Origin of the sequence: Herbaspirillum sp. GW103 (assembly GCF_000261365.1) — a bacterium.
Lineage (GTDB): Bacteria > Pseudomonadota > Gammaproteobacteria > Burkholderiales > Burkholderiaceae_D > Herbaspirillum.
Genome location: NZ_AJVC01000003.1, coordinates 1,549,352 through 1,566,560, shown reverse-complemented (window position 1 = coordinate 1,566,560; position 17,209 = coordinate 1,549,352). Strand labels below are relative to the sequence as shown.

The following is a 17,209-nucleotide window of genomic DNA, read 5'->3' as shown; positions in this document are numbered from 1 at the left end:
CTGGATGCTTTTAATAGGAGGAGAAAAGCCCCTTTCCAACAAGGAAGCCACGGCTTGCTGACTGCTTGTCAGGCGTCAGCGGGGAAAGGGCGGGGCAAACTCATTCGACCAGCTTGTTCTTGAGCGCGTAATGCGTCAGCTCGGCGTTGTGGCGCATCTTCATCTTGGTCAGCACCCGCGAGCGATACATGCTGATGGTCTTGACCGACAGCAGCAGCTCGGCGGCAATGTCGCTGACGGTCTTGCCGGAAGCGATCATGACCATGGTCTGGTATTCCCGGTCGGAGAGGGTTTCATGCAGCGGCGTGTCGTGGTCCACGCCGATCTGGTTGGCCAGTTCCTGCGCCAGCGAGGGGCTCACGTACTTGCGCCCGGCGGCGGCCTGGCGGATGGCTGCCAGCAGTTCGCCAGGACTGGCCTGCTTGTTGAGAAAGCCGGCCGCTCCGGCCTTGAGCGAACGGATCGCGTACTGGTCCTCACGGTGGATGGAGAGCATCAGCACCGGCAGCTCCGGCTGCTCCTTGCGGATCTGCTTGAGGATGTCGATGCCGCTGCGGTCGGGTAACACGATATCCAGCAGCATCACATCGCCATTGCCTTCGCGGGCCAGCTTGATGGCCTCCAGACCGTTGGCAGCATTGCCGACCACGACGATGTCCTTGCTGCCGGCACAGATCTGGCGCAGACCCTCGCGTACGATGGCGTGGTCATCGGCGATCAGGACCTTGATGGCGGCGGTGGATTTCTTGCTCATGGGCGGACGGCGACACTCCTCTGAAACCCTTGCTGCAAGCTGCGGCGGGCGAGGGCGTATTCTATAGCGTTCATTCAGAGTGTGACAGGTATGACGATATTTACGCAGGTACCGCCACTGGCGCGGGCCTCCCATGTCGCACTGCCGCCCAGGGCTGCGGCGCGCTGGCGCATGTTGGTCAGGCCATGGCCACGCCTGCCGTCGCGCCCGGCCAGGGCGGGATCGAAGCCGCCACCGTCATCGGCGATGCTCAGGTGCAGGTGTTTGCCGCTCTGTTCCAGGCGCACCTGCACCGTTCGGGCCGCTGCATGGCGCGCCACATTGTTGAGCGCCTCGCGCAGGATGCGCAGCAGGCCCAGTACCAGGAATTCATCGTGCACGGTCGGGCCCTGCTCAGCGTGGAAGCGGCAGTCCAGGCCGCTCTGGCGACTGAAATGGCGGCACTGCCAGTGCAGGGCGTCGACCAGGCCGAACTCGACGATGGGGGGATGCAGTTCGTCAATGATGCGCTCCATGCCTTCGCGCGCCTGCTGCAGCAATTGTCCGGCGTAGTCGGCCTGCGGCAGGGCGGCATGGTGTTCCAGGGCCAGCTGTTCGCGCAATTGGCCCAGTGCCATGCCGATGCCGGTCAATTGCGCACCCAGTTCGTCGTGCAGGTCGCGGGCGATGCGCGTGCGTTCTTCTTCACGGAGGCGATAGGCATCTGACAGATCGAGGGCGGCAGAATCGGACATGCGAGGCAGGTAAGCGGAGGAAGCTGAATATTCTTTCATAATAGCCGCGAGCCACCCATATGCAGGCCGGATTTCCCTTTCGGCAAAAAATCTCGGTCGAGGGCTTCCCAAAGGGGAAAACTTGCTGCTATAATTTTGTTTTTCGCGGCTGTAGCTCAGCTGGATAGAGTACTTGGCTACGAACCAAGGGGTCGTGGGTTCGATTCCTGCCAGCCGCACCAGATATAAAGGGTCCATCGCAAGATGGGCCCTTTTGTCTTTTTTGCCTTCACTTTTACGCTTCCAATTTCCGCCTCCATTTTTCCGGCTTTGCTCAGTGCCTGCTGCGCGCAGGTACTGGCCGGTCAGCGTGGCTCGGTCTGAGCCGGGGGCGCTTGCAGCCAGTGCTGGACGGTCTGGTTGACCAACTCCATGAATTCACGCGCATCCACCGGTTTGACCAGGTAGTCGTTGGCGCCTGCTTCGCGCGAACGCGTGGCATCGGCTTGGTCATGAGAGGTGGCGAACATGATGACCGGCAGCGCGCGCGTATGCGGCTGGCTGCGTAGCATGTGCAGCAGGTCCAGCCCTTCCATGCGCGGCAGTCGCGGTTCCAGCAGGATCAGGCAGGGCAGGGTTTCGGGGTGCTGCTGCGCGTGGGGACTGAAAAGCGATTCCATGGCCCGTTCCGCATCCTCGAACCAACCGAAGTCGCACTCCAGCTTGCTGCGCCAAAGGCTGAAGCGCGCCAGTTCCACCGACTCCGGACTGGGATCGACCATCAATATGCTGGGGCGGGACATGCGTTATGTGCGGGACAGGGCGTTGTTCTTTGAATGCGGCATTTCTGAGTTCCGGCAAGTTTGACATAGCAGGGGGCAGAAATCCATTGTTCAATACGCATGCCAACCCCCAGGCAGCGCCTCAATCTCGTCGATGTCAGGTGTTTCCCTCAGGCCGTGGGTTATCGCAATGAGCTTACGTGACAATTACAGATACGCCTTGACTGCCCGCCCGGGCCGGCATTCGCCGCGCGCGGGGGCAACCCTGCTGGATCATTCAATTTCTGAATGCCAGATATGAACGAATAAAATCTCGCGTTGCAGCATTCCTGCTGGCCTGCTCGGCTATATTCCTGACAGCTGTGTCATGAGTTGCAACGAAGCTCATTCGTGAACCTCTTCGCACAAGCAGCGGCAATGCCTTGGGTGCATTGCACAAAAAATCGAACAAAGACGGACAGGCAAGTCAGCCAGGGGGAGTCTTTTTCTTCACCTCTTTTCGTGTCTTGTAGTTGAACCGGCGTGCTGTGGCGCGCCTCCTTTGCATGGGTGAATTTTCCATCATGACCATTACCAAGCGCCTCATTCTCACTCTCTCGACAGCCCTGGTGGCGCTGCTGTTCGTCGGTGCCGACGGGCTCTGGCAATTGCAGCGTGCCCAGCAGCGACTGGAACTGATCCAGAATCGCATCATCCCCGGCATGGACAGCCTCAATCTGTTGAAGGGCTATCTGGCCGATTCGCGCCTGGCCGGCTATCGGCTCTCGGTGTTTGCCAATCTGCCCGACAAGACCGCCTTGCAGAAGGCGGTCGATGCCGCCAACAAGGCGCTGGACGAGGAATTCGCCCACTACGAGCGCGATCTCGTGTTCGATGACAAGGACCGCGCCTTGATCCTGGCCGACAAGGCCAACATTGAAGCCTACCGCCGAGCCCTGGTACCGTTCTTCGCCGCCGCCTATGCCAATGACATGGAGGGCGTGCGCGCCACGCTGCAGGCAGGCACGCCGCTGGCCCTGTCGGCGGCTGCCGCCAAGAAGGGCTTTGATGACCACATCCTGATGGGGCGCCAGATGATCGACACCATCAAGCACGAGAGCGACGCTGCATACGCCTTCGCTCTGCGCGCGATGATCGGGGTGATCGTGCTGGCGGTACTGCTCACGGGATTGCTGGGGATGCGCACCCTGCGCAGCGTGACGCACAGCCTGGGCAAGATCCAGCAGACCTTCGAACATGTCAGCCAGACCCTGGACCTGTCGCGTCCGGTGCCGGTGGAGCGCATGGATGAAATCGGTCGTACTGCCGCCGCCTTCAACAAACTGCTGGCGCGCATCGTCGAGGTGGTAAGCACCACGCGCAGTTCCACCGATTCGGTGACGGTGGCAGCGCGTCAGATCGCTGTGGGCAATGCCGATCTGTCGGCCCGCACCGAGCAGCAGGCCGCTGCGCTGGAGGAAAGCGCTTCCAGCCTGGAACAACTGACTTCCGTGGTGCTGCAGAATACCCAGAACGCGCGCCAGGCCAACGCGCTGGCGCAATCAGCCTCGCAGATCGCCGCGCAGGGCGGGGACGTGGTGCGCCAGGTGGTCGACACCATGAACTCTATCAATGACTCCTCGCGCAAGATCGTCGACATCATCGCAGTCATCGATGGCATCGCCTTCCAGACCAATATCCTGGCGCTGAATGCAGCGGTGGAAGCAGCGCGGGCCGGCGAGCAGGGGCGTGGCTTTGCCGTGGTCGCCTCGGAGGTGCGTTCGCTGGCGCAGCGCTCGGCGGCTGCCGCCAAGGAAATCAAGGCGCTCATCGACGATTCCGTCGACAAGGTCGGTAGCGGCAGCAAGCTGGTGGAACAGGCCGGCGCCACCATGAGCGACATCGTCGACAGCGTGCAGCGCGTGACCCAGATCGTCGGCAGCATCGCCGATGCCAGCGAGGAGCAGAGCGCCGGTATCAGCCAGGTCAATCAGGCCATTTCGCAGATGGACCAGGGCACCCAGCAAAATGCCGCGCTGGTGGAAGAGGCCGCAGCAGCGGCCCAGGCTTTGCAGGCGCAGGCCGAGAGGCTGGAGAGCGTGGTGGCGGTCTTCCAGCTGGAAGGGCGCCTGGCGGTACCCGTGCGCAGCGTGGCGGCAGCACCTGCATCTGCGCCGCTGGTCTCGCACTCGCTGGCGCAGCTGGAACAAATCTGAGTGGCACGGGGCCGGCCTGGCAACCCCCATCTGATGCCGCTCGCAGTCCCTATGAACCGCCCGGTGCCCGCCGGGCGGTTTTTCATTGCTCGCGCATTTTTACTCTTCGGTCAGCATTGCTATGAAGGATTGCACTAAGGTGACCCGCTCACTGCCTCAAAGGGTGATATACTTAATGCTAATCATTATCATTTGTCACCAGGAGAATACGCAATGATCGGTTTGAAGAAACTAGCTGTCGCCGCAGCGCTTGGCCTGTGCTTTGCAGGTTCTGCCGTGGCCGCCGAATACCCCATTGGCAAGCCGCAGATCCAGAATGGTTTTGAAGTCAATGCCGTCTACCTGCAACCGGTGAAGATGGAACCGGACGGCATGATGCGCAAGGCCGAGGATTCCGACATCCACCTGGAAGCCGACATCCGCGCCGTGGCCAAGAACCCCAACGGGTTCGCTGAAGGTGACTGGATGCCCTATCTGGTCGTGAAGTACGAGCTGACCAAGGTCGGTTCCACCAAGTCACTCAAGGGCGACATGATGCCCATGGTGGCCAACGACGGTCCCCACTATGGCGACAACGTCAAGCTGGAAGGTCCGGGCAAGTACAAGCTCAAGCTGACCATCTCCTCGCCGCAAGCCAATGAGCACGCCCACTTCGGTCGTCACGTCGACAAGGAAACCGGTGTCGGTCCGTGGTTCAAGACCTTCGAGCTGAACTACGACTTCACCTTCGCCGGCATCGGCAAGAAGGGCGGCTACTAAGCCGGTGGCAGGCATTGAACCAGCGCCTGCCTTTGCAGTGAATCGATGCCGGTCTGGCCAGGATGGCGGACCGGCTTCACCGTTTTGAGAGTTCCGGAGTCTTCATGATCGCAAGAATCGTCCGACTGATCTGCCCGGGCCTGGTCGCTCTGTCCATGCTGGGTGGCGCCGCCCAGGCCAGCGCTTCCGACCTGCCGACCTTCAAGCTGGAGATGCAGGACGGCAAACTGATCCCGTCGCGCATCGAAGTGCCGACCGGGCAGCGCATCAAGATCGAAGTGCACAACATCGGCAAGTCCGCCGCCGAGTTCGAAAGTGTCGAACTGCGCAAGGAGAAGGTGCTGGCGCCGGGTGCGCAGTCCTTCGTGGTGATCGCCCCTTTGCGTGCGGGCGAATACAAGTTTTTCGATGACTTCCACCTCGACATGCCGCACGGCGTGATCGTCGCCAAGTAAGTCCGGATGCGCGCAAGCGACACGGAAGTCCAGGTTTTCAGGAAGGGAAGGGTTTCATGGGACAGGTCATGTTCATCGTCTGGCGCGAAAGCGTCGAGGCGCTTCTGGTGGTCGGCATTCTGTATGCCTGGCTGAAGAACGGCGATGTCAGCGCGCGGCGCGGCATCCCCTATCTGTGGGGCGGCGTGGTGGCCGGCGTGGTACTGGCGGCAGCACTGGGCGCAGCCCTGCTGGGCTTTTCGGAACTGCTCTCGGGCGACGCCCAGACCTACTTCCAGATCGCCATCGTCCTCATTGCCGCCGTGCTGATCGTGCAGATGGTGTTCTGGATGCGCAAGCATGGACGCACCCTCAAGAAGGACATGGAAAGCTCCATGCAGTCCAGCTATGAAAGTGGCAACTGGTGGGGTGTGTTCGTACTGGTGATGCTGGCCATCGCCCGCGAGGGCAGCGAAACGGCGGTCTTCCTGTACGGCATCGGCCTGGGGCAGCAGAACGCCAGCACGGCTTCGCTGGTGCTGGCCGGCGCGATCGGTTTCGGGCTGGCCTTCCTGACCTTCTATCTGTTGCAGCTGGGCGGCAAGATCTTCTCCTGGCGTCGTTTCTTCCAGGTCACGGAAGTGATCCTGCTGCTGCTGGCGGCCGGTTTGCTGGTCACCGGCGTGGAAAAGCTCTTCGACGTCCTGCTGGAAAGTTCGGACATGCTGGCCTCGGCCAACTGGACCATGACCCTGACCGGTCAGCTCTGGGATACCTCGGCACTGCTGGATGATTCCACCACCCTGGGCAGCCTGATCTCGACCCTGACCGGTTACCGCGCCCGTCCGGCGCTGCTGTCGGTGATCGTCTATACCGTTTATTGGGTCGTGGTATGCTCCGCCCTCTATCGAAAACCCCAGCCTCAGCTCAAAAGCAAGAGGCAGGAAGCCGTCTGAACCTGATGACAACCTGTACGCAATCGCCGACTCTGCTCACGCGTACCGGAGACTGGATGCGCCGCCATGGCGCATTCATCCGAGGCCTGCAATGGATCGTGGTGGCCGTGTATGCGGTGCTGATCCTGGTTCCGGTGTTCCTCCCGCTGCCTGACGAAACCGCCCATCTCTGGTCCAATCTGACGCTGATCGCCCAGTTCGCCTTCTGGGGCATCTGGTGGCCCTTCGTGCTGGTGAGCATGGTGCTGATGGGACGCGTATGGTGCGGTGTGCTCTGTCCGGAAGGCGCACTCACCGAGTTTGCCAGCCGTCATGGACGCGGCCGCGCCATTCCCCGGTGGATGCGCTGGGGTGGCTGGCCCTTCGTGGCCTTCGCCCTGACCACGGTCTACGGCCAGATGGTCAGCGTCTACCAGTATCCCAAGGCGGTGCTGCTGGTGCTGGGCGGCTCCACCGTCGGCGCCATGATCGTCGGTTACCTGTATGGCCGCGACAAGCGCGTCTGGTGCAAGTACCTGTGCCCGGTCAATGGCGTCTTCGGCCTGCTGGCCAAACTGGCCCCGGTTCACTACAAGGTGAACGAAGACGCATGGCGCGCCTCCTATCATCCCGAACACAAGATCATTCCGATCAACTGCGCACCGCTGGTGCCTTTGCGCAATATGAAGGGGGCTTCCGACTGTCACATGTGCGGTCGCTGCAGTGGCCATCGCGATGCAATCGCTCTGAGCTTCCGTCCCCCGGCGGTGGAAGTGGTGCAGTTCGGCAAGACCCACAATAATCTGTGGGAAAGCGCCCTGGTCCTCTACGGTCTGCTGGGCATTGCCATCGGCGCCTTCCACTGGACGGTCAGTCCCTGGTTCATCACCATCAAGCAGGACATTGCCACCTGGCTCATCGATCGCGACATCATGTGGCCCTTCGGTACCCAGGCGCCCTGGTGGCTGCTGACCAATTATCCGCAGCAAAGCGACGTCTTCACCTGGCTCGACGGTGCCATGGTGGTCGGCTACATCCTCACCACCGGCCTGGTGCTGGGTACCGGCGTGGCCCTGATGTTCGGCCTGGCTACGCGCCTGTTGGGCAAGTGGGAATGGAGCCGCTTCAACCACCTGGTGCAAGCCCTGATCCCCCTGGCGGGCTGCGGCGTCTTCATTGGGCTCTCGGCCACCACCATCAGCCTGCTGCGCGCCGAGCACTGGCCCGTCTACTGGGCCAATGACGTGCGCGCTGCGCTGCTGAGCGCCATGACGCTGTGGAGCCTGTGGCTGTGCTGGAAGGTCGTGGCGCGTCACGCGACCCACTGGCTGCAGCAGGTGCTGACCATGCTGCCCTTGATCGGTGGCCTGGCGCTGGTCAATACCGCCTGGTGGCTGATGTTCTGGGGCTGGTAAGACAGACGTCACACGCATCGTATGAAGGAAAACGGCAGGTTTGCCCGCAAGCCTGCCGTTTTTATTTGCGTCTTGTTTGATCTCGGGTCTTGCCGGCTATGTGAAGTTGGCTGCCGAAGCAGTACAATCGCTGCCTTTTCAAGCCAATTGCCGGAGTTTTCATATGAGCACCTTGCCCGCCTGTCCCCAATGCCAATCCGAATTCACCTATGAGGATGGTGGTCAGTTCGTCTGCCCCGAGTGCGCCCACGAATGGAGCGCCCAAGCCGCGCCCGCCGAGGCGGCCCGGGTCTGGCGCGATGCCTCCGGCAACGTGCTGCAGGATGGCGATACCGTCACCGTCATCAAGGACCTGAAGCTGAAGGGCGGCGGCGGTGTGGTCAAGATGGGTACCAAGGTCAAGAACATCCGTCTGGTCGAGGGCGACCATGACATCGACTGCAAGATCGACGGTTTCGGCTCCATGGGCCTGAAGACCGAATTCGTGCGCAAGGCCTGATCGCTTGCCGGCCCCGGGCGCGGGTCCTGCAAGCCAGGGCCGCTCTCACGTAGAATGGCGGTTTGTCCGCAGCCAATGTATACATAAGCATGCGGGCGTCCCGATCACGACAACAACGAAACTGCCATGGCCCGTCCCCGCTTCCTGCCCGATAACATGACCCTGATGCTGCTGGCCGTCGTGCTGACTGCATCTTTTCTTCCCTGTACCGGCCAGGTGGCCGAGGCCTTCGATGGTCTGACGACCTTCATGATCGGTCTGCTGTTCTTCATGCACGGTGCCAAGCTCTCGCGCGAAGCGGTGGTGGCCGGCTTTACGCACTGGAAGCTGCATGTGACGGTACTGCTGTGTACCTTTGCGCTGTTCCCTCTGATTGGCCTGGCCTTGAAACCGGTGCTGCTGCAATTCATCACCCCCGATCTGTACCTGGGGCTGCTGTTCCTGTGCGTGCTGCCCTCGACCGTGCAGTCTTCGATCGCCTTTACCTCGGTGGCGCGCGGCAATGTGCCGGCGGCGATCTGCGCGGCCTCCGCGTCCAATCTGCTGGGCATCTTCTTCACGCCCCTGCTGGTGGGGGTGCTGGTGGTGGCGCATGATGGCAGCGGGCATTCCTCGCTCGGTTCCATCCTGAAAATCGTTTATCAGTTGCTGCTGCCCTTCGTGGCCGGCCAGATCGCGCGCCCCTTCATCGGTCGCTGGGTCGAGCGCAACAAGTCCTGGCTCAAGTTCGTCGACCAGAGTTCCATTCTGCTGGTGGTCTACGTGGCCTTCAGCGAGGCGGTGGTGCAGGGCCTGTGGCACCAGGTGCCGGCGACGATGCTGGTGGCGCTCTTGGTCATCAATGCCGTGCTGCTGGCCATCATCATGGCACTGACCACCTTCGGCAGCCGCCGCCTGGGCTTCAACAAGGAAGACGAGATCACCATCGTCTTCTGCGGTTCCAAGAAAAGCCTGGCTTCGGGCGTGCCCATGGCCAAGGTGCTGTTTTCCAGCGGCGCCATCGGCATGGTGCTCTTGCCGGTGATGCTGTTCCACCAGATCCAGCTGATGGTGTGCGCCGTCATGGCCGCGCGTTACGGTGCGCGCGAGGAACAGGTGAGGGCAGCGGTAGCGACCGAAAGCGGCGGCGACTGATCGTCCCCGGGACGACCTCTCCGCCCACAAAAAAGACCGGCACGCAGCCGGTCTTTTTTTGCCTGTAGGGTCGCTCGGTTTCGGTTCAGGGCGCCGGATTGGGCTGCCTGCGATGGATGGCCTCGATCGCGGCCAGCACCTCCTCGCTCAGCTGTACCTGGGCACTGTCGATGTTGCTGCGCAGTTGCTCCAGCGTGGTCGCGCCGATGATGTTGGAGGTCAGGAAGCGGCGGCTGTTGACGTAGGCCAGCGCCATCTGCGCCGGGTCCAGTCCATGCTGACGCGCCAGCGCGACGTATTCTGCGGTGGCCCGTTCGGCCTGCGGATTGGTATAGCGCACGAAGCGTTCGAACAGCGTCAGACGGCCGCCGGCCGGACGCGCGCCATCCAGGTACTTGCCGCTCAACATGCCGAAGGCCAGGGGCGAATAGGCCAGCAGGCCGACCTGTTCGCGGTGCGCGAATTCAGCCAGGTTCACTTCGAAACTGCGGTTGAGCAGGTTGTACGGGTTCTGGATGGTGACGATGCGCTCCAGTCCATGCTGCTCGGCCGCGCGCAGGAATTGCGCGACTCCCCAGGCGGTCTCGTTGGACAAGCCAATGGTGCGGATCTTGCCGGCCTTCACGAATTCGGAGAGCGCCGTCAGGGTTTCCTCGATGGGCACCGTGGTTTCATCCTCCACGTGCTCGTAGCCGAGCTGGCCGAAGCTGTTGACGCTGCGGTCCGGCCAGTGCAGCTGGTACAGGTCCACGTGATCCAGTTGCAGGCGCTCCAGACTGCCATGCAGAGCGTCGGTCAGGCCCTTGCGGTCGAGGTCGTTGATGCCGCCGCGGATGTGGCGCGGGTTGTGCGCCTTGCGGGCCGGGCCGGTGCACTTGGTAGCGATCAGCAACTGGTCGCGCTTGCCGGATTTCTTCAGCCAGGTCCCCAGATAGCGCTCGGTCAGACCTTGCGTTTCGGCCTTGGGCGGGACCGGATACATTTCGGCGACGTCGATGAGGTTGATGCCGCGTTCGACGGCATAGTCCAGCTGCGAATGGGCGTCGGCTTCGGTGTTCTGCTCGCCCCAGGTCATGGTACCGAGGGTGATGAGGCTGACCTTGAGGTCGGTGCGGCCGAGTTGGCGATACTGCATGGGGATTCTCCTTGTGATGCGCAGGCAGGCGCGCGGAGCGCGTCCTGCCGGCTGGCGCGGGATCGGGTAGTATAGCGGCGCCCGCCCTGGCTTGCAGGGCAGGGCCGCAGCGGCGCCAAGACCGCTTGCGCCAGCCCGGTTGCTGCTTGCAGTCCCGGACTCCATCACGCCAGAACACCGCCTTCCCATTCACGAGACATGTCATCCACTTCCCCCAGCGCGACCCCCGATGATGCCGCCGAGCCGCTGCGTCATCACATGCCCTTCAAACTTTTCTGGTGCGCCAGCGTGGCCTCCACCATCGCCTTGCAAATGCAGATCGTCGCGGTCGGCTGGCAGGTCTACCAGCTCACCCACAGCGCCTTCGATCTGGGCATCGTGGGCCTGGTGCAGTTCATTCCTTCGTTGATCCTGGTCTTCGTGGTGGGCCATGTGGCAGACCGCTTTGATCGCCGCAACGTCGCGCGCGTCAGTTCGCTGGTGGAAGCGGCCGCTGCCGCCACGCTGGCAGTGGGCAGCCTGCAAGGCTGGCTCAGCCGCGAGATGATGTTCGCGATCGTGGCCGTCATTGGCGCGGGCCGGGCCTTTTCCAAGCCGACCATGTCGGCCCTGCTGCCCAGCCTGATGTCGCCCAAGGCCTTGCCGGGCGCCGTGGCGGGCTCGGCCTCGGCGACCCAGTTCGCCATCATCATCGGCCCGGCATTGGGGGGCTTTCTCTACGTGGCCGGGCCGGCCGTGGTGTATGCCAGCAGCTGCGCGCTGTTCATCGCCTGCAGCGTACTGTTGTCGCTGATCCGGCGTCCGGCCCAGGTGACGGCATCCCAGGCAGCACCGTCCAAGCCCACTGGTGCCAGCTTGTCGTCGGTGTTCGCAGGCCTGGCCTTCATCCGCAGCAAGCCCGCCATCTTCGGTGCCATCTCCCTGGACATGTTCGCCGTGCTGCTCGGTGGCGCCACTGCCTTGCTGCCGGTCTACGCCAACGACATCCTGCACACCGGTGCGGTCGGCCTGGGTCTGTTGCGCTCGGCACCGGCTGCCGGGGCTCTGATCGTGGCGCTGCTGCTGGCGCGCTTTCCGCTGGGTGGCCGGGTAGGGCGCACCATGTTCATGGCCGTGGCCGTGTTCGGACTGGCCACCATCGTCTTCGGCCTGTCGCGTTCCTTCCCGCTCTCGCTGGCCGCGCTGGCGGTGCTGGGTGCGGCCGACATGATCAGCGTGGTGGTGCGCTCCTCCTTCGTTCAGCTGGAGACGCCCGACGCCATGCGCGGTCGGGTCTCGGCCGTCAATTCGGTGTTCATCGGTACTTCCAACCAGCTTGGAGAATTCGAATCGGGCCTCACTGCAGCCTGGTTCGGTGCAGTGCCTGCGGTGCTCATCGGCGGCTTTGGCACGCTCTTGATCGTGCTGCTGTGGATCCGCCTGTTCCCGTCGCTCTACCAGGTCGACCGGCTGGCGGCGCGTCAGTCCTGAACTCCGGCGGCAGGCCAGCGGCGGCGCTCAGGGCGGATCGCCCTCGGTCATCAGCATCTGGCTGGCCTGGCGTGCGGCCTGCTGCTGCGCCAGCAGCATCTGCAGGAACTGCGTATAGGGCACCGGCTTGCTGAAGTAATAGCCCTGGTATTCATCCGAGCCAAATTCGCGCAGGGCCTGCAACTGCTTCTCGGTCTCCACGCCTTCGGTCACCACCTTCAGGTTCAGCGCATGGCTCATGGCGATGATGGCCTGTACGATGGCGCTGCTGTTGGCATCGTCGGGAATGTCGTTGATGAAGGATTTGTCGATCTTCAGCGTATTGACCGGGAAGCGCTTCAGATAGGCCAGCGATGAATATCCGGTACCGAAGTCATCGATCGAAATGGTGAAGCCTTCTGCACGGATGCCATCCATGATGGCAATGGCACGATCGCGGTTGTGCATCACCATGCTCTCGGTGATCTCGAACTCCAGGCAGGCCGGCGGTGTTCCGTGGCGCTGGACCACGGTCTTGATGTCTTCCAGCAGGTGTTCATCGCCGAACTGGCTGCCGGTGAGGTTGATGGAGATGCGTCCGCACACCAGGTCGCGTTCCAGCATCAGGCCGATGTCGTGGCAGGCCACGTCCAGCACCACCAGGCCGATCTGGTCGATCAGCCGGGTTTCTTCGGCCAGCGGTATGAATTCGCCTGGTGGCAGCAGGCCACGCACCGGATGCTGCCAGCGCACCAGTGCCTCGGCGCCGACAATGCCGCCGCTGGCCAGGTTGATCTTGGGCTGGTAGTGCACCACGAACTCGGCGCGCTCGATGGCGCGGCGCAGCTCGGCCTCCAGCGCGATGCGCTCGACCGTATTGGTGTTGACCTCGTCGGAGAAGAAGCGATAGTCATCCTTGCCATGGTGCTTGGCGCGGTACATGGCGATATCGGCGTTCTTGATCAGGGTCTGCGCATTGTCGCCATCGCCGGGATAGGTGGCGATGCCGATGCTGGCCGAGAGCATGGCTTCCTGCCCATCGATGATGAAAGGCTTGCGCGCCTCGGTCAGCAGCTTCTGGGCGATCTCGCCCAGTTGCAGCGGATCGTCGAAGTCATCCACCAGCACGATGAATTCATCCCCGCCCACGCGCGCCAGGATATCCAGTTCGCGCAGCGCGTTGCGAAAGCGCTGGGCGATTTCCTGCAGCACCGCCTCGCCGGCCTCGTGGCCGAAGGTGTCGTTGATGTTCTTGAAGCGGTCCAGGTCCATCAGCAGCACCGCCACCATGCCGTTGCGGTGCTCGGCGTGGGTGATGGCGTTGGAGACGTGCTGGGTGCACAGGAAGCGGTTGGGAAGGCCGGTGAGCTCATCGTAGTGCGCCAGGTGGCGGATGCGTTCGTCGGCGCGACGACTCTCGATGGCCACGCTGGCGAGGTCGGCGGCGATGTTGGCCAGTTGCAGGTATTCGTTGCTGGGGGCCTGGTTTTCCTTGAGCAGGGCGGCGAACACGCCCAGCAACTGGCCTTCCTTGCCGATGATGGGCCAGGCACCGCAGGACGGGTAGACTTCCACATCGATGAGCACCCGCAGATGTTCGGTCACCGGATCGCGTGCGATATCGGTGACGATGCAGGGACCGCGCCGCAGGGCCGCCTCGGCGCCGACCCCGCAGCCATGACGGATCGGCATACCCTGCAGGGCACGCAGCAGACGCGGCGGGTAGCGGCGGCTGAGCACCGAGGTGAAGTGCGAGGCCTGTTCATTGACCAGCATGACGCAACTGGCACCGTAAGGAATCTGGGCATCGGCAAAGCCGACGATCTCGTGCAGGATGCCATCGAGGTCGTCATCGGCCATCACCATGTGCAGGACACGGTTCTGTTCGCTCTGCAGCAGCTCGGCGCGTTTGCGGGCGCTGATGTCGCGCAGGATGGCGAAGATCGCATAGCCGCGCTCGAATTGCGCGCGATTGAGAGTGACGTCGGTATGGATGATCTTGTTGCGGCGGACCGTCACCCACTCGAACTGCTGCGGCTGGCCGGCCAGTACCCGGCCGACCAGTTCGTCGATATCCGGCTGGTCCGCCTGGCGCGCCTTCTGGCGCGAGAACAGGCCGACCTTGCGGCCGATGATGCGTTCCTTGTCCGGTACCCCGAAAAAGCGCAGCGCCGCCGCATTGCAGTCCAGATAGCGCAGCTCGGACGAAATCAGCACGATGGGATCACTGCCTTCCTCGTAGAGCTTGCGGTAGCGGTATTCGCTGGAGGACAGCGCGTGATCCAGGCGGCGCTGATAGCGGAAATACACCAGGAAGGCAATCAACGCGATGAGGATGAAACCCAGGATGCCAGTCGTCAGCAGGATGCGATTTTCGGTACGGCTGCGCCAGGGCGCCAGCACGTCTTCCATGCGGCGCGCATAGACTGCCACCAGCGACCATTTGTCCAGCCGCTTGTAGGTAAACAGCAGCGGTTCGCCGGTCAGATACGAAATCTCCTCGAACGCGCCTTCCTCGGCCCCGGCGCGGATGCGCGCCATGCTCCTGGCATCGGCCAGGCTGACGCTGAGCCAGCGTTCTTCGAAGGGCGAGCGCAGCATCATCGAGCCGCTCTCCGTGCGCAGCGAGACGATGGCCTCGAAATTGGTGATGCGCTTGTAGAAGTCGAAGAAGGTCGATGCCTTCAGTTCCGCCACCAGTAACCCGATCGGTCGTGAACTGCGATCGTAGAGATTCATGGCCACCGGCAGCACCAGCTCGCGGTTGTAGCGGCTGCGCATGAGCTGGCCGACGAACAGAGCGGGCCGGGTCGGGTTGCCATCCACATGGGTGAGCTTGTGATCCTCCGGGATGCTGGTGGTATCGAGGGCTCGCAGGGAGCTGGCGCGCGTGTTGCCGTTGCGGTCGATGTAGCGCAGCACCATCACGGTGGGCAGGCGCTGCTGCAAGTCAGCCAGCAGGCGATACAGGGCCGGGTCGTTGTCCAGCAGATCGGGGCCGGCGGCCTGGACCTGCCTGGCACCGGACCAGAGCAACTGGTCGAGCTCGCTGAAGACACGTTCGGCCTGTTCCTGCACGCTGCGCACGGCCGCCATCGAGCTGGCGCGCTCGGCGTCGATGGTCAGCTGGCGGTCCTGGCGGATCTCCCACCAGGTCTGCACGACAATGAATGACCCGACGAAGCCCACGAACAGCAGCAAGGTCTTCAGGGTGGTGCCTGGGCGCCCTGGCGATTTGTTCTGTTTTCCCATGTGACCAACTATCACATTACCTGTCGTTAGGCAGCGCATCGCTGCACATCCCTTGGCCCGGAAAGATGCCGGACGACCGTGTCGACAGCCCTCGCACGCAATTGGCGCGTTCGCGCCAGCGCAATGGCCGGCACTGACAGGGCCGTGACGCACAGCGCATGTCAATGCAGCAAGCCGCAGCCGTTCACCCGGTATGAACGCGCTTACGCCAGAATTACGTGGATGCCCCCACTTCGTGATACGCGAGATGTCAGTATGCCATCTCGTGTCCTGCTGCGCTTTGTTGGCGCTTGTCCTTGCTTCGTGTACTTGTTGTGCGCTGATGGATGGCGATATCCTGACCACCCTCATCGTTTGTTCTGTAGCAACCTTACCGCAAGCCCAAGCCTTTGTCATCCTGCCCGCAACCTCGCTGCAACGCGACAGCGTGATTTTCATGTCAAATGGAAATTTTCACCAGTTATGGCATCAACATGAAGGATGTAAAGCCCGGCGCATGGTTTTCCGTTTGCAATGCGATAATACTGCCCAGCCAGAAGTTTCACAGGCATCACAGTTTTACTGAATATCCCTGACCAAACGCGGCATTGCCGGTCGGGGACGTCTTACATCAATCATCACGCAAAGGACCCATCCCTATGAAGACAAGAGCAGCGGTAGCATGGCAGGCAGGCAAGCCCTTGACCATCGAGGAAGTCGAGCTCGGCGGCCCCAAGGCTGGCGAGGTTCTGGTCGAGATCAAGGCCACCGGCATCTGCCATACCGACTATTACACGCTCTCGGGCGCTGATCCGGAGGGTATCTTCCCGGCCATTCTCGGCCATGAAGGAGCGGGCGTGGTGGTCGACATCGGTCCGGGCGTGAAGTCGCTCAAGAAGGATGATCACGTCATTCCCCTGTACACGCCGGAATGCCGCGAGTGCAAGTTCTGCCTGTCGCAGAAGACCAACCTGTGCCAGGCCATCCGCGCCACCCAGGGCCGTGGCCTGATGCCCGATGCCACCAGCCGCTTCTCGCTGGACGGCAAGCCGCTGTTCCACTACATGGGTACCTCGACCTTCTCGAACTACATCGTCGTGCCTGAAATCGCGCTGGCCAAGATCCGTTCGGATGCGCCCTTTGACAAGGTCTGCTACATCGGCTGTGGCGTGACCACCGGCGTGGGCGCGGTACTGTTTACCGCCAAGGTGGAAGCGGGGGCCAACGTGGTGGTGTTCGGTTTGGGCGGCATTGGCTTGAACGTCATCCAGGCGGCCAAGATGGTGGGCGCCAACAAGATCATCGGCGTGGACCTGAACCCGGCACGTGAAGCCATGGCGCGCAAGTTTGGCATGACCGACTTCATCAATCCCAAGGACGTGCCCAACGTGGTCGATGCCATCATCGGCATGACCGATGGCGGCGCCGACTACAGTTTCGAGTGCATCGGCAACACCACCACCATGCGCCAGTCGCTGGAGTGCTGCCACAAGGGCTGGGGCCAGTCCATCATCATCGGCGTGGCCGCAGCCGGCCAGGAGATTTCCACTCGTCCGTTCCAGCTGGTGACCGGCCGCGTCTGGAAGGGCTCGGCCTTCGGTGGCGCGCGTGGCCGCACCGACGTGCCCAAGATTGTCGACTGGTACATGGAAGGCAAGCTCAACATTGATGACCTGATCACGCACAAATTGCCGCTGGAGCGCATCAATGAAGGTTTTGACCTGATGAAGAGCGGCGAGTCGATCCGCTCCGTGGTCGAGTTCTGAGGAGGGCG

General features: G+C 62.4%; 15 protein-coding genes and 1 tRNA gene. 11 read left to right on the top strand and 5 right to left on the bottom strand.

What is annotated here, in order from left to right:
* Positions 1-100: 100 nt before the first annotated feature.
* Together GWL_RS10550 and GWL_RS10545 are read right to left on the bottom strand one after the other, a co-directional pair.
* Positions 101-754, bottom strand: a complete 654-nt coding sequence (locus GWL_RS10550; RefSeq protein ID WP_008329681.1) for a response regulator transcription factor — start codon at positions 752-754, stop codon at positions 101-103.
* Between the two features lie 74 nt (positions 755-828).
* The gene (locus GWL_RS10545; RefSeq protein WP_034350430.1) at positions 829-1,488 is read right to left on the bottom strand and encodes a sensor histidine kinase; all 660 of its coding nucleotides are present in this window, start codon (positions 1,486-1,488) and stop codon (positions 829-831) included.
* 144 nt (positions 1,489-1,632) lie between these two features.
* Between GWL_RS10545 and GWL_RS10540 the strand changes: the two genes are divergently transcribed.
* Positions 1,633-1,709, top strand: a tRNA-Arg gene (locus GWL_RS10540).
* Positions 1,710-1,832: 123 nt separating this feature from the next.
* On the opposite strand, the gene GWL_RS10535 is transcribed toward GWL_RS10540, so the two are convergent.
* On the bottom strand, positions 1,833-2,270 hold the full coding sequence (locus GWL_RS10535) for a response regulator (RefSeq protein WP_034350428.1): 438 nt from the start codon (positions 2,268-2,270) through the stop codon (positions 1,833-1,835).
* A gap of 542 nt (positions 2,271-2,812) precedes the next feature.
* On the opposite strand from GWL_RS10535, the gene GWL_RS10530 reads away from it, so the two are divergent.
* The 7 genes from GWL_RS10530 to GWL_RS10500 all read left to right on the top strand — a co-directional run bounded on the left by GWL_RS10530 (position 2,813) and on the right by GWL_RS10500 (position 9,620).
* On the top strand, positions 2,813-4,444 hold the full coding sequence (locus GWL_RS10530; protein WP_050978107.1) for a methyl-accepting chemotaxis protein: 1,632 nt from the start codon (positions 2,813-2,815) through the stop codon (positions 4,442-4,444).
* Positions 4,445-4,657: 213 nt separating this feature from the next.
* Positions 4,658-5,203 carry an iron transporter gene (locus GWL_RS10525; RefSeq protein WP_008329671.1) on the top strand — a complete coding sequence of 182 codons (546 nt, stop codon included), beginning with the start codon at positions 4,658-4,660 and terminating at the stop codon, positions 5,201-5,203.
* Positions 5,204-5,307: 104 nt separating this feature from the next.
* Positions 5,308-5,658, top strand: a complete 351-nt coding sequence (locus tag GWL_RS10520; RefSeq protein WP_008329669.1) for a cupredoxin domain-containing protein — start codon at positions 5,308-5,310, stop codon at positions 5,656-5,658.
* Between the two features lie 56 nt (positions 5,659-5,714).
* On the top strand, positions 5,715-6,593 hold the full coding sequence (locus tag GWL_RS10515; protein WP_008329667.1) for an FTR1 family protein: 879 nt from the start codon (positions 5,715-5,717) through the stop codon (positions 6,591-6,593).
* Between the two features lie 56 nt (positions 6,594-6,649).
* On the top strand, positions 6,650-7,987 hold the full coding sequence (locus GWL_RS10510) for a 4Fe-4S binding protein (protein WP_008329665.1): 1,338 nt from the start codon (positions 6,650-6,652) through the stop codon (positions 7,985-7,987).
* A 163-nt stretch (positions 7,988-8,150) separates the two neighbouring features.
* Entirely contained in the window at positions 8,151-8,486 is a 336-nt protein-coding gene (locus GWL_RS10505) for a zinc ribbon domain-containing protein YjdM (protein ID WP_008329661.1), read from the top strand.
* Positions 8,487-8,612: 126 nt separating this feature from the next.
* The gene (locus GWL_RS10500; RefSeq protein WP_008329659.1) at positions 8,613-9,620 is read left to right on the top strand and encodes a bile acid:sodium symporter family protein; all 1,008 of its coding nucleotides are present in this window, start codon (positions 8,613-8,615) and stop codon (positions 9,618-9,620) included.
* An 85-nt stretch (positions 9,621-9,705) separates the two neighbouring features.
* Here the strand turns inward: GWL_RS10500 and GWL_RS10495 are convergent, their stop codons facing one another.
* Complete coding sequence (locus GWL_RS10495) at positions 9,706-10,755, bottom strand: NADP(H)-dependent aldo-keto reductase (RefSeq protein WP_008329656.1); 1,050 nt, start codon at positions 10,753-10,755, stop codon at positions 9,706-9,708.
* Between the two features lie 198 nt (positions 10,756-10,953).
* On the opposite strand from GWL_RS10495, the gene GWL_RS10490 reads away from it, so the two are divergent.
* Complete coding sequence (locus GWL_RS10490; protein WP_008329652.1) at positions 10,954-12,225, top strand: MFS transporter; 1,272 nt, start codon at positions 10,954-10,956, stop codon at positions 12,223-12,225.
* A 27-nt stretch (positions 12,226-12,252) separates the two neighbouring features.
* On the opposite strand, the gene GWL_RS10485 is transcribed toward GWL_RS10490, so the two are convergent.
* A complete protein-coding gene (locus GWL_RS10485; protein ID WP_008329650.1) occupies positions 12,253-15,456 on the bottom strand; it encodes an EAL domain-containing protein in 3,204 nt (1,067 codons plus the stop codon).
* A 322-nt stretch (positions 15,457-15,778) separates the two neighbouring features.
* Here GWL_RS10485 and GWL_RS23370 point away from each other — a divergent pair, with 322 nt between their 5' ends.
* Together GWL_RS23370 and GWL_RS10480 are read left to right on the top strand one after the other, a co-directional pair.
* Positions 15,779-16,021 carry a hypothetical protein gene (locus GWL_RS23370; RefSeq protein WP_157174224.1) on the top strand — a complete coding sequence of 81 codons (243 nt, stop codon included), beginning with the start codon at positions 15,779-15,781 and terminating at the stop codon, positions 16,019-16,021.
* 73 nt (positions 16,022-16,094) lie between these two features.
* A complete protein-coding gene (locus GWL_RS10480; RefSeq protein ID WP_008329648.1) occupies positions 16,095-17,201 on the top strand; it encodes an S-(hydroxymethyl)glutathione dehydrogenase/class III alcohol dehydrogenase in 1,107 nt (368 codons plus the stop codon).
* The last annotated feature ends 8 nt before the right edge of the window (positions 17,202-17,209 follow it).

Excerpts from the sequence above, each read along its gene's own strand:
- GWL_RS10550 (WP_008329681.1), bottom strand. The coding sequence starts at position 754 with ATGAGCAAGAAATCCACCGCCGCCATCAAGGTCCTGATCGCCGATGAC.
- GWL_RS10545 (WP_034350430.1), bottom strand. The coding sequence starts at position 1,488 with ATGTCCGATTCTGCCGCCCTCGATCTGTCAGATGCCTATCGCCTCCGT.
- GWL_RS10535 (WP_034350428.1), bottom strand. The coding sequence starts at position 2,270 with ATGTCCCGCCCCAGCATATTGATGGTCGATCCCAGTCCGGAGTCGGTG.
- GWL_RS10530 (WP_050978107.1), top strand. The coding sequence starts at position 2,813 with ATGACCATTACCAAGCGCCTCATTCTCACTCTCTCGACAGCCCTGGTG.
- GWL_RS10525 (WP_008329671.1), top strand. The coding sequence starts at position 4,658 with ATGATCGGTTTGAAGAAACTAGCTGTCGCCGCAGCGCTTGGCCTGTGC.
- GWL_RS10520 (WP_008329669.1), top strand. The coding sequence starts at position 5,308 with ATGATCGCAAGAATCGTCCGACTGATCTGCCCGGGCCTGGTCGCTCTG.
- GWL_RS10515 (WP_008329667.1), top strand. The coding sequence starts at position 5,715 with ATGGGACAGGTCATGTTCATCGTCTGGCGCGAAAGCGTCGAGGCGCTT.
- GWL_RS10510 (WP_008329665.1), top strand. The coding sequence starts at position 6,650 with ATGCGCCGCCATGGCGCATTCATCCGAGGCCTGCAATGGATCGTGGTG.
- GWL_RS10505 (WP_008329661.1), top strand. The coding sequence starts at position 8,151 with ATGAGCACCTTGCCCGCCTGTCCCCAATGCCAATCCGAATTCACCTAT.
- GWL_RS10500 (WP_008329659.1), top strand. The coding sequence starts at position 8,613 with ATGGCCCGTCCCCGCTTCCTGCCCGATAACATGACCCTGATGCTGCTG.
- GWL_RS10495 (WP_008329656.1), bottom strand. The coding sequence starts at position 10,755 with ATGCAGTATCGCCAACTCGGCCGCACCGACCTCAAGGTCAGCCTCATC.
- GWL_RS10490 (WP_008329652.1), top strand. The coding sequence starts at position 10,954 with ATGTCATCCACTTCCCCCAGCGCGACCCCCGATGATGCCGCCGAGCCG.
- GWL_RS10485 (WP_008329650.1), bottom strand. The coding sequence starts at position 15,456 with ATGGGAAAACAGAACAAATCGCCAGGGCGCCCAGGCACCACCCTGAAG.
- GWL_RS23370 (WP_157174224.1), top strand. The coding sequence starts at position 15,779 with ATGGATGGCGATATCCTGACCACCCTCATCGTTTGTTCTGTAGCAACC.
- GWL_RS10480 (WP_008329648.1), top strand. The coding sequence starts at position 16,095 with ATGAAGACAAGAGCAGCGGTAGCATGGCAGGCAGGCAAGCCCTTGACC.